Source organism: Kitasatospora sp. NPDC001664 (assembly GCF_053596675.1).
On the sequence record NZ_JBSFGS010000022.1, the window covers coordinates 126,658 to 139,471 of the forward strand.

At 71.8% G+C, this 12,814-nt stretch carries 11 protein-coding genes; 6 read left to right on the plus strand and 5 right to left on the minus strand.

All coding sequences use genetic code 11. The features are described from left to right. The first annotated feature begins 42 nt into the window (after window positions 1-42). From ACWCYY_RS28120 to ACWCYY_RS28130, 3 genes are read left to right on the plus strand one after another with little or no spacing between them, the layout of a single operon-like run. On the plus strand, window positions 43-867 hold the full coding sequence (locus ACWCYY_RS28120) for an ABC transporter ATP-binding protein (protein WP_345284476.1): 825 nt from the start codon (window positions 43-45) through the stop codon (window positions 865-867). After that, window positions 857-1,726, plus strand: coding sequence for an ABC transporter permease (locus ACWCYY_RS28125; protein WP_449797613.1), 870 nt, complete (start codon window positions 857-859; stop codon window positions 1,724-1,726). Before ACWCYY_RS28120 ends, ACWCYY_RS28125 begins: the two co-directional genes overlap by 11 nt. Window positions 1,727-1,761: 35 nt before the next feature. Continuing rightward, the gene (locus ACWCYY_RS28130; protein ID WP_449797614.1) at window positions 1,762-2,802 is read left to right on the plus strand and encodes an ABC transporter substrate-binding protein; all 1,041 of its coding nucleotides are present in this window, start codon (window positions 1,762-1,764) and stop codon (window positions 2,800-2,802) included. A 24-nt stretch (window positions 2,803-2,826) separates the two neighbouring features. On the opposite strand, the gene ACWCYY_RS28135 is transcribed toward ACWCYY_RS28130, so the two are convergent. Next, window positions 2,827-3,738, minus strand: a complete 912-nt coding sequence (locus tag ACWCYY_RS28135; RefSeq protein ID WP_449797615.1) for a sucrase ferredoxin — start codon at window positions 3,736-3,738, stop codon at window positions 2,827-2,829. Between the two features lie 162 nt (window positions 3,739-3,900). Then, the gene (locus tag ACWCYY_RS28140; RefSeq protein ID WP_345284483.1) at window positions 3,901-6,354 is read right to left on the minus strand and encodes a DNA gyrase/topoisomerase IV subunit A; all 2,454 of its coding nucleotides are present in this window, start codon (window positions 6,352-6,354) and stop codon (window positions 3,901-3,903) included. 266 nt (window positions 6,355-6,620) lie between these two features. Between ACWCYY_RS28140 and ACWCYY_RS28145 the strand changes: the two genes are divergently transcribed. From ACWCYY_RS28145 to ACWCYY_RS28155, 3 genes are all read left to right on the plus strand, one after another. Further along, window positions 6,621-7,955 carry a M16 family metallopeptidase gene (locus tag ACWCYY_RS28145; protein WP_449797616.1) on the plus strand — a complete coding sequence of 445 codons (1,335 nt, stop codon included), beginning with the start codon at window positions 6,621-6,623 and terminating at the stop codon, window positions 7,953-7,955. After that, window positions 7,952-9,337, plus strand: a complete 1,386-nt coding sequence (locus tag ACWCYY_RS28150) for a M16 family metallopeptidase (RefSeq protein ID WP_345284487.1) — start codon at window positions 7,952-7,954, stop codon at window positions 9,335-9,337. The genes ACWCYY_RS28145 and ACWCYY_RS28150 overlap by 4 nt, the downstream gene beginning before the upstream one ends. 299 nt (window positions 9,338-9,636) lie before the next feature. Beyond that, window positions 9,637-10,830, plus strand: a complete 1,194-nt coding sequence (locus ACWCYY_RS28155; RefSeq protein WP_345284489.1) for an RtcB family protein — start codon at window positions 9,637-9,639, stop codon at window positions 10,828-10,830. Window positions 10,831-10,834: 4 nt separating this feature from the next. Here the strand turns inward: ACWCYY_RS28155 and ACWCYY_RS28160 are convergent, their stop codons facing one another. The 3 genes from ACWCYY_RS28160 to ACWCYY_RS28170 form a co-directional block, all read right to left on the minus strand. Next, window positions 10,835-11,653 (minus strand): hypothetical protein, encoded by an 819-nt coding sequence (locus ACWCYY_RS28160; protein WP_449797617.1) that lies wholly within the window; start codon window positions 11,651-11,653, stop codon window positions 10,835-10,837. A gap of 92 nt (window positions 11,654-11,745) precedes the next feature. After that, window positions 11,746-12,060, minus strand: coding sequence for a branched-chain amino acid transporter permease (locus ACWCYY_RS28165; protein ID WP_345283234.1), 315 nt, complete (start codon window positions 12,058-12,060; stop codon window positions 11,746-11,748). Next, window positions 12,050-12,772 (minus strand): AzlC family ABC transporter permease, encoded by a 723-nt coding sequence (locus ACWCYY_RS28170; RefSeq protein ID WP_449797618.1) that lies wholly within the window; start codon window positions 12,770-12,772, stop codon window positions 12,050-12,052. The genes ACWCYY_RS28165 and ACWCYY_RS28170 overlap by 11 nt, the downstream gene beginning before the upstream one ends. Window positions 12,773-12,814: the final 42 nt, after the last annotated feature.

Sequence of the window (12,814 nt, forward strand, 5' to 3'; positions counted from 1 at the left end):
CGGAGCACCGCACCACCACCCACCCGTGGAGGCCAGAGACCCATGAGCAGTACCCCGCCGGCGATCGAGCTGATCGGCGCCACCAAACGCTTCCGGACCCCGTCCGGCTCCCTGCACACCGCCGTCCACAGCCTCGACCTGGCGGTCGCCCCGGGCGAGTTCGTCGCCGTGGTCGGCCCGACCGGCTGCGGCAAGTCCACCACGCTGACCCTGGTCAGCGGGCTCGAGGAGCCCACCGAGGGCGAGGTGCTGGTGCACGGCCGCCCGGTCACCGGGATCGACCCCGAGGTCGGGTTCGTCTTCCAGCAGGACGCCGTCTTCCCCTGGCGGACGGTGCTCTCCAACGTCGCGGCCGGCCCCCGGTTCCGGGGCGTGCCCGCCGCCGAGGCGAAGGAGCGGGCCAGGGACTGGCTGGCCCGGGTCGGCCTGGCCGCCTTCGAGGACCGCTACCCGCACCAGCTCTCCGGCGGCATGCGCAAGCGCGTCGCGCTGGCCCAGACCCTGGTCAACGACCCGCGGGTGCTGCTGATGGACGAACCGTTCTCGGCCCTGGACGTGCAGACCAGGGCGCTGATGTCCGATCAGCTGCTGGAGCTGTGGGCCGGCACCGGCTCCTCGGTGGTCTTCGTCACCCACGACCTGGACGAGGCGATCGCGCTCGCCGACCGGGTGGTGGTGATGACGGCGGGCCCCGCCACCGTCAAGGAGGTCTTCACCGTGGACCTGCCCCGGCCGCGCACCGTCGAGGCCGTCCGCCTGCAACCCCGCTTCGTCGAGCTGTACCGGGAGATCTGGGCCTCCCTCGGCGAGGAGGTCCGGATCACCCGTGAACGAGGTGCCGAACGAGGAGCCGACCGTGCAGCCTGACACCCTCACCCCTTCCGCCGCCGCTCCGGCCGCCGCCGGCTCCCGCACCGAGGCCCGCGAACGGGCCGCCCGGCAGCGCCGCCTGGGCGTCGCCGGGGCCCGCGCCGCCGTGCTGGCGGGCTTCCTCGGCCTCTGGGAGCTGGCCGCCCGCACCGGGGTCGTCGACCCGTTCAACTTCTCCCAGCCGTCCCGGATCTGGGCCCAGATCTGGCAGTGGACCACCCACGGCACCGCACAGGGCTCGCTCGGCGAGCAGATCGGCTACACCCTCTACGAGGCCCTCACCGGCTGGGTGGTAGGCGTGGTCGGCGGCGTGCTGCTGGGCATCGCGCTCGGCCGGATCCGCTTCCTGGCGGACGTGTTCGGCCCCTACATCAAGGTGCTCAACGCGATCCCCAGGATCGTGCTGGCCCCGATCTTCCTGATCTGGTTCGGCCTCGGCCCGGCCTCCAAGGTGGCCTCCGCCGTGGTGCTGGTCTTCTTCCCGGTCTTCTTCAACGCCTTCCAGGGCGCCCGCGAGGTGGACCGCAACCTGATCGCCAACGCCCGCATCCTGGGCGCCTCCAACCGCCAGGTCACCTTCCGGGTGGTCATCCCGGCCGCCACCAGCTGGATCTTCACCAGCCTGCACGTCTCCTTCGGCTTCGCCCTGATCGGCGCCATCGTCGGCGAGTACATCGGCGCCACCAAGGGCCTCGGCCTGCTGGTCGCGGCCGCCCAGGGCACCTTCAACGCGGCCGGGGTGTACGCGGCGATGACCATCCTCGCCGTGGTCGCCCTGCTCACCGAGGGGCTGCTCACCTTCGCCGAGAAGCGGCTCTTCCGCTGGAAGCCGGCCGACTCCGGCGACGGCCGCTGACGCCCCCTCACCTCCTCGTCGAAAGGCACCCACCCGTGCGCAGAACCGCTCTCCTCGCCGCCGCCCTGCTGCTCACCCTCACCGCCTGCGCCAACGAGGCCTCCTCCTCGCACAGCACCGGCTCCGGTCCGGTGGTCGAGGGCCCCAAGGTCAAGATCATGGTCGGCGGGCTGGACAAGGTGATCTACCTGCCCGCCATGCTCACCCAGCGGCTCGGCCACTTCGCCGAGGCCGGGGTCAACGTCGAACTCCTCACCGAGCCCGCCGGGGTGAACGCCACCACCGCCCTGCTCGCCGGGGACGTGCAGGGCGCCGTCGGCTTCTACGACCACACCATCGACCTCCAGGCCAAGGGCAAGGAGGTGCAGTCGGTGGTCCAGTTCTCCCAGGCGCCCGGAGAGGTCGAGGTGGTCTCGGCCAAGCAGGCCGGGGCGATCCGCAGCGGCGCCGACTTCAAGGGCAGGAAGCTCGGCGTCACCAGCATCGGCTCCTCCACCGACTTCCTCACCAAGTACCTGGCCGTCAAGAACGGCGTCGCGGTCAGCGAGTTCAGCCCGATCGCGGTCGGCGCCGGGCAGACCTTCGTCGCCGCCATGCAGCAGGGCTCGATCGACGCCGGGATGACCACCGACCCGACCGTGGCCAACGTCCTGGCCAAGCAGATCGGCACCGTGCTCTACGACATGCGCACCCCCGAGGGCTCGCGCGCCGCCCTCGGCGGCCTCTACCCCTCCTCCTCGCTCTACATGAACACCGCCTGGGTCCAGCAGAACAAGGAGACCGTGCAGAAGCTGGCGAACGCCTTCGTGAAGACCCTCAGGTGGATGAACACCCACACCCCCGAGGAGATCGCCGCCAAGATGCCCGCCGACTACGCCCAGGGCGGCGCCGAGCAGTACGCGGCGGCGATCAAGGCCACCCTGCCGATGTTCACCACCGACGGGGTGATGCCGCCGGAGGGGCCGAAGACGGTGCTCGCGGTGCTCGGCGCCTTCCACCCGGACGTCCAGGGCAAGGAGGCGTCGATCGACCTGGCCCGTACCTACACCACGGAGTTCGTCTCCAAGGCCGGCTGAGGGTCGGACGGGGGCAGACGGGTGTCAGCCGAGGTCGGCCAGGGCGGTCAGCGAGGTGACGTCCATCCGGGACGGCGTGGCCGCGGCCTTGCCGCAGCTCTCCGCCCGGGGCGGCTCGCTCACCCCCGCCGTCACCTCGGCCCGCCAGGTCCGGCCGTCCTGGTGACGGACCGTCACCCACCAGCCCTCGCCGTCCCGCTCCTGGTCCACCGTCAGGGCGTCGGCGGCGCTCTCGCCGGTCAGCAGCCGCACCGCCTGCTCGGCGGCCTGGCCCGGCCGGTCCCAGTACGAGCGGCCGCGCGAGAACTCCGGCACCACGTGGCCGACGGCGGTGGCCGCCAGCACCTCCTTGGCGGCCGTGGGGCTCAGCCGCCCGTACGCGTAGCCGAACGGGAGCACCAGCATGGTGGGGGAGAAGCGGTGCCCGCCCAGGTGGGTCACCTCCCACACCTCCGCGTGCCCGGCCGCGGCCAGCTCGGCCGCCAGCGGGCGGCCGAGCAGCGCGCAGCACCGGTCCCGGCGGCCGTTGGTGCACACCAGGGCCAGCGGGTCGCCGCGGTGCTCGGTGCCGAAGCCGCCGTGCTCGCCCGCCCCCAGGGCGGCGAAGTCCAGGGCGAGCAGCTCCGCCGGATCGGCCACGCCGGTGCGGCGCACCCAGGAGCGGCCCGGAGCGGTGTGCGCGAGGACCACCTCGTGCCGGGCGGTCCCCAGGCGGTCCGCGTGCCGGCCGGGCCGCCGGATCAGTGCCACCCGGACCCCGGTGCCCGCGGCCGCCGCGTCCAGCGCCCGGCCGACCGCCGGGTCCAGGTGGCTCTCCGTCAGGGCCTTCGCGCCCCAGGGGCCGGCCTGTTCCACCAACAGCCAGGTCGTCGCGGTGGCCGCCGTCGCGGACAGCGGCTCGGTCAGTTCGCGGGACAGCGTCGCACAAGTGCTCACGCCGGTAAGGCTACCCTTCCCCGCCCCCCGGCCGCAGTGGGTACGAACTTGTTCCGTCGGATCCCGGCGGCGACGACGGGAGGGCGGCACCGGTGATCCGGTACCGCCCTCCCGTTCGCGTCAGGCCGTCGGCCCGCTCGGCCCGTCGGCCCCCTCGACCCCTTAGGCCGTCGGCCCGCTCACCGCGGCGACGGTGCCGGTGACCGGGGTGCCCGAGCCGTCGCGGCGCGGATCGCGCTCCGGGAGGTCGACCGGAGCGCCGTTGGCGGTGCAGGCACGGGCCGGGGCCGGCCCGGCCCAGGCGAAGGCCAGGCCGTCCTCGCCGCGGAGGAAGCGCTGCACCCGGACGCCGCCGGTGGCGCGCCCCTTGCGCGGGTAGAGCTCGAAGGGCGTGACCTTCCAACTGCTGTGCTCAGAACCGGAGAGCGTGCCCGAGGCGGCGGCCACCGAGACCACCACCGCGTCCGCCGCCGGGTCCACCGCGGTGAAGGAGAGCACCCGGGCGCCGTCGGCGAGCTTGACGCCCGCCATGCCGCCCGCCGGGCGGCCCTGCGGGCGGACCTGGCCGGCCGGGTAGCGCAGCAGCTGGGCGTCGGAGGTCATGAAGACCAGGTCCTCCTCGCCGGTGCGCAGCTCCACCGCACCGACCACCTCGTCGCCGTCCTTGAGCGCGATGACCTCGAACTCGTCCTTGTTGGCGGGCCACTCGGGCACCACCCGCTTCACCACGCCCTGCACCGTGCCCAGCGCCAGACCCGGCGAGGACTCGTCCAGCGTGGTCAGCGCGATCACCCGCTCACCGTCGTCCAGGCGGAGGAACTCGCCCACCGCCGCACCCCCGGCCAGCGAGAACGACGGCGAGGGCGGCAGCGCCGGCAGGTCGATCACCGGCAGCCGCAGCACCCGCCCGGCCGTCGTCACCGCCCCGACGTCGGCCCGCGCGGTGGCCGGCACCGCCGACACCACCACGTCCTGCTTGGAGCGCGTCCCGGAGAACTCCACCGGCTCGCCGTCCGCCGTCCGGGCCAGCAGGCCCGTCGCCGACAGCAGCACCCGGCACGGATCGTCCGCGACCTCCAGCGGCACCGCCAGCGAGGCGGCCGGGGCCGCCCCGGCCTCCAGCAGCACGGTGCGCCGCTCGGTGCCGAACTGCTTGGCCACCGCCGCGAGTTCGCCCGAGACCACACTGCGCAGCTTGCTGTCCGAGTCCAGGATCTCGGTCAGCTCCGCGATCTCCGTCAGCAGCTTGGCCTGCTCGTCCTCCAGCTCCACCCGGTCGAAGCGGGTGAGGCGGCGCAGCGGGGTGTCCAGGATGTACGCGGTCTGCGTCTCCGACAGCGAGAAGCGCTCGATCAGCCGCTCCTTCGCCTGCGTCGCGTTATCGCTGGAGCGGATGATCGCGATGACCTCGTCGATGTCCACCAGCGCGACCAGCAGGCCCTCGACCAGGTGCAGCCGCTCCTGGCGCTTGCGGCGGCGGAAGTCGCTGCGCCGCCGGACCACCGTGAACCGGTGGTCGACGTAGACCTCCAGCAGCTCCTTCAGGCCCAGCGTCAGCGGCTGGCCGTCCACCAGCGCCACGTTGTTGATGCCGAAGGTCTCCTCCATCGGCGTCAGCTTGTAGAGCTGCTCCAGCAGCGCCTCGGGAACGAAACCGTTCTTCACCTCGATGACCAGGCGCAGACCGTGCTCACGGTCCGTCAGGTCCTTGACGTCGGCGATGCCCTGGAGCTTCTTGGCGCCGACCAGGTCCTTGATCTTGCCGATCACCTTCTCCGGGCCGACGCTGAACGGCAGCTCGGTGACCACGATGCCCTTGCGACGGGCCGTCACCGCCTCGATCGAGACCGTCGCCCGGATCTTGAAGGTGCCGCGGCCCGACTCGTACGCGTCCCGGATGCCCGACAGGCCGACGATCCGCCCGCCGGTCGGCAGGTCCGGGCCCGGCACGAAGCGCATCAGCGTCTCGAGGTCCGCCTGCGGGTGCTTGATCAGGTGCCGGGCGGCGGCCACCACCTCCGCCAGGTTGTGCGGCGGCATGTTGGTCGCCATGCCGACCGCGATGCCGGTGGCGCCGTTGACCAGCAGGTTCGGGAACGCGGACGGCAGGACCGTCGGCTCCTGCTCGCTGCCGTCGTAGTTCGGCCCGAACTCGACGGTGTCCTCGTGGATCGACTCCACCATCGCCATCGAGGCGGCCGTCAGCCGCGACTCGGTGTACCGCATCGCGGCCGGCGGGTCGTCGTTCCCCAGCGAACCGAAGTTCCCGTGACCGTCGATCAGCGGCAGCCGCATCGAGAACGGCTGCGCCATCCGGACCACGGAGTCGTAGATCGAGGCGTCGCCGTGCGGGTGCAGACGGCCCATCACCTCGCCCACCACACGGGCGCACTTGACGTGCGCGCGGTCCGGGCGCAGGCCCATCTCGTTGGCCTGGTACAGGATCCGGCGGTGCACCGGCTTCAGGCCGTCGCGCGCGTCGGGCAGGGCGCGGGAGTAGATGACCGAGTAGGCGTACTCCAGGAAGGAGCCCTGCATCTCGTCCACCACGTCCACGTCGAGGATGCGCTCCTCGTAGTCTCCGGGCGGCGGGGTGGGCGAACTGCGGCGGGCCATCGCGGCTTGGCTCCCTTGCGTCTCTGACGGTACTTCGGTAAACGTCCGGGCTCGGCGCCGGGGTACGGCGCCCCCCATTGTGAACCCTAAGGCTGACAGCCCCAGTCAACCCCCTCCCCCCTGACGCCGCGTCCGCCCGTGGCGAACGCACCGTTGGCGCGGGCACAACCGGACGCGCCGTGCGTTGCACCAGAATGAGGAACGGCATCCCTGCCACCCGGACCAGCCGTCCGGCCGCGACCGACCGAAGACGGGAAGGACCCAGCATGGCCAACCCGGCCCCCGCCTCCACCCGAGGACTCGCCATCACCGAGCACCGCCTGGCCAACGGCCTGCGCGTGGTGCTCTCCGAGGACCACCTCACCCCGGTGACCGCCGTCTGCCTCTGGTACGACGTCGGCTCCCGCCACGAGGTGAAGGGGCGCACCGGCCTGGCCCACCTCTTCGAGCACCTGATGTTCCAGGGCTCCGCCAACGTCTCCAACAACGGCCACTTCGAACTGGTCCAGGGCGCCGGCGGCTCGCTCAACGGCACCACCAGCTTCGAGCGCACCAACTACTTCGAGACCATGCCCGCCCACCAACTGGAGCTCGCGCTCTGGCTGGAGGCCGACCGGATGGGCTCCCTGCTGGCCGCCCTCGACGACACCTCGATGGAGAACCAGCGCGACGTCGTCAAGAACGAGCGCCGCCAGCGCTACGACAACGTGCCCTACGGCACCGCCTTCGAGAAGCTCACCGCGCTCTCCTTCCCGGACGGCCACCCGTACCACCACACCCCGATCGGCTCCATGGCCGACCTGGACGCCGCCACGCTGGAGGACGCCCGCGCGTTCTTCCGCACCTACTACGCGCCCAACAACGCGGTGCTCTCCATCGTCGGCGACCTCGACCCCGAGCAGACCATCGCCTGGGTCGAGAAGTACTTCGGCACCATCCCCGCCCACGACGGCAAGCAGCCCCTGCGCGACGGCACCCTGCCCGGGGTGATCGGCGCCGAGGTCCGCGAGCTTATCCGCGAGGACGTCCCCTCCCGCGCCCTGATGGCCGCCTACCGCCTGCCGCACGACGGCACCCGCGAGGCCGACGCCGCCGACCTGGCGCTCACCATCCTCGGCTCCGGCGAGTCCAGCCGGCTCTACAACCGGCTGGTCCGCCGCGACCGCACCGCCGTCTCGGCCGGCTTCGGCCTGCTCCGCCTGGCCGGCGCCCCCTCGCTCGGCTGGCTCGACGTCAAGACCTCCGGCGACGCCACCATCGCCCAGATCGAGACCGCCGTCGACGAGGAGCTCGCCCGCTTCGCCGCCGAGGGCCCCACCGCCGAGGAGCTCGAGCGGGCCCAGGCCCAGATCGAGCGCGAATGGCTCGACCGCCTCACCACCGTGGCCGGCCGCGCCGACGAACTCTGCCGCTACGCGGTCCTGTTCGGCGACCCCAAGCTGCTCAACGAGGCGCTCGGCAAGGTCCTCGACGTCACCGCCGAGGAGGTCAAGGCCGTGGCCGCCGCCCGCCTGCGGCCCGACAACCGGGCCGTCCTGGTGTACGAGCCCACCACCACCGACGATGCTGCCGACACCGAGGACGAGGAGGCGGCGGCATGACCGACCCCACCCCCACCATGACCTTCCACCCCAAGCCGACCGCCGGCGACCCGAGCCCGTGGGCCTTCCCGGCCCCCGAGCGGTCCGTCCTCGGCAACGGCCTCACGGTGCTGGACTGCCACCGCCCCGGCCAGCAACTGGTCGCCGTGGAGATCCAGTTGGACGCCCCGCTGGCCGCCGAACCCGACGGCCTCGACGGCATCGCCAACATCCTCGCCCGCGCCCTCAGCGAGGGCACCGACACCCTCACCGCCGAGCAGTTCGCCGGCGAGCTCGAGCGGGCCGGCGCCACCCTGGACGCCCACGCCGACCACCCCGGCATCCGGGTCTCCCTCGAAGTCCCCGCCTCCCGCCTGGAGCGCGGCCTCAGCCTGGTCGCCGACGCCCTGCGCGCCCCCGCCCTCCCCGAGGACGAGATCGAGCGCCTGGTCGCCAACCGCCTCGACGAGATCCAGCACGAGCAGGCCAACCCGGCCCGCCGCGCCGCCAAGGCCCTCTACGCCGAGCTCTTCGAGGAGGCCGACCGCCTCTCCCGCCCGCGCAGCGGCACCGCCGACACGGTCAAGAACATCACCCGGGCCGCCGTCCACGCCTTCTACGCCGCGCACGTCCGCCCCTCCACCGCCACCGCGGTCGTGGTCGGCGACCTCACCGGCATCGACCTCCCCGCCCTGCTGGAGGCCACCCTCGGCCAGTGGACCGGCACCGCCGTCGAGCCCAGCGCGCACGCCGCCGTCACCGCCGACGACACCGGACGGGTCGTCATCGTCGACCGGCCCGGATCGGTCCAGACCCAGCTGCTCATCGGCCGGATCGGCCCCGACCGCCACTCCGCCGACTGGGCCGCCCAGATCCTCGGCACCTACTGCCTCGGCGGCACCCTCACCTCCCGCCTGGACCGCGTCCTGCGCGAGGAGAAGGGCTACACCTACGGCGTGCGGGCCTTCGCCCAGCCGCTGCGCTCCAACGCGGCCGGCACCGGCCGCTCCCTGCTCGCCATCAGCGGCTCGGTGGACACCGCCTCCACCGCCCCCGCCCTGGCCGACACCTGGACCATCCTGCGCACCCTCGCCGCCGAGGGCCTCACCGACGCCGAGCGCGACGAGGCCGTGCAGTTCCTGGTCGGGGTCGCCCCGCTCAAGTTCGAGACGGCCGGATCGGTGGCCGCCACCCTGGCCGACCAGGTCGAGCAGTACCTGCCCGACGACTACCAGGCCGAGGTCTACCGGCAGCTCGCCGCCCTCGGCACCGACGCCGCCACCTCGGCCGTCGTCGCCGCCTTCCCGCCGGACCGGCTGGTCACCGTGCTGGTCGGCGACGCCTCCGCGTTCGCGGACGCGGTACGGGAGTTGGGGATCGGCGAGGTCACCGTGGTGAGCTGACGCACCGTCGGCACGCGGCCCGGTGGAGCCCTTTCGGCTCCGCCGGGCCGTCTTTTATTTCGTTGTGCCGCTGTCGGTGGCTGTGGCTAGATTGCTCCCGTCGCCACACGGGCGGCCATCGAGCACGGGAGAGGAGGCGGTCACCATGCGGGTCGAGCGACGAACTGGCTCCCCGAGGCCGTACTTCCCCTGTGCGGCTCTCTGAGCCCTCTCGGTCTTCCCCGAGCCACGCCGGAAGCTTCGCGTGGCAGTTCGTTCTCCTTACGCTTGAACCAGCCGACCCGTGGAGGTCGTTCACCATGTCGTACACCGAAGTACCCGGCATCCGCGTCCCGATCCGGATGTGGACCAACCCCTCGACGGTCGAGGGAGCCGCGATGCAGCAGCTCCGCAACATCAGCTCCCTCCCGTGGCTGCACGGCCTCGCCGTGATGCCGGACGTGCACCTCGGGAAGGGCGCCACGGTCGGGTCCGTCATCGCCATGAAGGGCGCGGTCTGCCCGGCGGCGGTCGGCGTCGACATCGGGTGCGGGATGAGCGCGGTGAAGACCTCGCTCACGAAGAAGGACCTGCCCGACGACCTGTCGCGGCTGCGCTCGAAGATCGAGCAGGCCATCCCGGTGGGGCGTGGGCTGCACTCGGATCCGATCGATCCGGGCAAGCTCCACGGCTTCGCCACGGCGGGCTGGGACGACTTCTGGCAGCGCTTCGACGGGGTCGCTCCGGAGGTGAAGTGGCGGCGTGAGCGGGCCATGCAGCAGATGGGGACGCTCGGCAGCGGAAATCACTACCTCGAACTGCTGTTCGATACCGAGGGGTCGATCTGGCTGACGCTGCACTCCGGGTCGCGGAACATCGGCAAGGAGCTGGCGGAGCATCACATGGGCGTCGCCCGTGGACTTCCGCACAACCAGGGACTGGTCGACCGTGACCTGGCGGTCTTCATCTCGGACACCCCGCAGATGGCGGCCTACCGTTCGGACCTGTTCTGGGCGCAGGAGTACGCCAAGTACAACCGTGCGCTGATGATGGCCCTGTTCAAGGACGTCGTCCGGCGGGAGCTCCCGAAGGCCAAGGTCGCGTTCGAGCCGGAGATCAGCTGCCACCACAACTACGTGGCGGAGGAGCAGTACGACGGCGTCGACCTGCTGGTCACCCGCAAGGGCGCGATCCGGGCCGGCGGCGGAGAGTACGGGATCATCCCGGGCTCGATGGGCACCAGTTCGTACATCGTCCGCGGCCTCGGCAACGCGGCGGCGTTCAACTCGGCCTCGCACGGCGCGGGTCGGAAGATGAGCCGGACGGCGGCGAAGAAGAAGTTCACCGCGCAGGACCTGGCAGACCAGACCAAGGGCGTCGAGTGCCGCAAGGACAGCGGCGTGGTGGACGAGATCCCGGGCGCCTACAAGTCCATCGAGAAGGTGATGGACCAGCAGCGCGACCTCGTCGAGGTGGTGGCTCAGCTCAAGCAGCTCATCTGCGTGAAGGGTTGACGGATCAGGCCAGGGGGCGCGGGAAGCGCACCCTGGCCTTTTTCGGTCCTTGGACGCGCCAGCGGCGCATCTGGCAGCTCTGGACCGTGCGGTTCAGCAGGACGGCGGCCTCCGCCGGGTCCGCTGTGGCGAGGAGGAGTTCGGTCTCCTCGTCGGTCCAGGAGCGACGACTGATCTTCCGCACACTGGCAGGCCGGATCCAACTCGTCACCTGATGTGCCGACTCGAGCTTCCTCGGCAGGGCCAGGCAACCCGGGTAGTAGAGGTCGTCGGTGATCGCGACGGCATCCTCTCGCGTGATGCAGATGTTGTAGATGTCGTCACGGGAGTTGCGGTTGATGATGCGTCGGAGGCCGGTGATCCGCTCGGCGTACGCCCCGAAGTGAGCGGCGATCACATCGCTCTTGGTGGTGAGACCGATGAACGGCAGGTCCCTCCCGGTACGGCCCAGTGAGCCATCAGCGTCCACCAAGCCGCGCAGGTAGTCGCGTTCGGAGTGTGGCACCGTGGGCGGAGCTATGGTGTCGGACTTCCGGCCGGGAGGTAGGCCGAGCGCCTGGAGCGTCTCGCGGAACTCGCGGGCGCAGACCGTCCAGACGACCGAGGTGTGTTCGGCGGCGAAGTTGGTGCTGCGGGTGCGGTACCTGATCGAGCTGTAGTAGGGGCAGAGCCGCTGGAACTCCTCAAGGAGTGGGGCATCGCGCGCGGAGATCTCCACAGTGAGGCGGCCCCTGTTGCGGCTTTCCAGGCGGAGGTGCCCGTCCGCCTGAAGGAAGCCGAACATGTAGGCGTGCTCGGGGCGTTCGAGGTCGAAGTCGTTCATGCCGCCCAGCGTGGAGGCCGATGATGTGCGTCGTTCCTGAAATCGGCTCGGACCATCCGATCGGATGGATTTGCTAAAGGCGATTTGTCTGCTTAGCCGAGCTGGAGCGCCGTCATGTAGACCGCCGTGCCCGCCAGGACGCTCAGCAGGGCGCTGCGCCGCCAGAGTTGGAGTCCGACCGTGGTGGTCAGGCCGGCGGTGGCGGGGAGGGCGGTGGCGGCGGTGGTGCCGTGGAGGGTGTAGACGGCGAGGATGACCATCACGCCGGCGGGCATGGCGGTGGAGAGGTAGGTGAGGAAGGGGGAGTCGCGGAGGCGGCCGAGCAGGAGGAAGGGGGCGGCGCGGAGGGCGAGGGTGACGGCGAGCATCACCAGGAGGCCGGTCAGGAGGTAGCGGTCACTGGGCACGGCGGCGGCTCCTGAGGGTGTGGCGGACGGCGAGGGCGGCGACGTAGAGGCCGAGGGCGACGGCCAGCAGTTGGTCGGGGGCGATCAGCAGGGCGGTCAGCGCGGAGAGCAGCCCGAGGACCGGGCCGGGGACGTCGCGGGTGGCGCGGTAGCCCTCGACGGCGAGGACCGCGATCAGGGCGGTGAGGGTGAACTCCAGTCCTTCCAGGCCGGCCGGGAGGGCGGAGCCGAGCAGGGCGCCGAGCAGACCGCCCGTCACCCAGTAGGCCTGGCAGAGGGCCTGGATGCCGAGCACGTAGCCCGAGGAGAGCGTCTCGGCCGGCTTGGTGGCGGTGAGGGCGTAGGCCTCGTCGGTCAGCGAGTAGACGCTGTAGGCCTTGCCGAGCCGGCCCCGGACGCGGTGCAGCGGGAAGGAGAGCCCGTAGAAGACGTGCCGGAAGTTGACCAGGAAGGTCGTCATGGCGAGCGAGGCGAGCGGGGTGACGGCGAGCAGCAGGCCGATGGCCAGGAACTCCACCGAGCCGGCGTAGATCAGCACCGAGAAGAGCGGGGCCCACCACCAGGCGTAGCCGCTCTGGGTGAGCAGCACGCCGAAGGCCAGCCCGAGCGGGAAGATCCCGATGCCCACGCCGAGGGTGTCCCGGAGGGCGGCGCGGGGCGGGACGAGCGGCGGTGCGGGCAGTGGTGCGGGTGGCGGGGCGGTGGCGGTCATCCCGGCACCGTAGGCGGTGCGGCCGTCCGAATGCGAACGGCA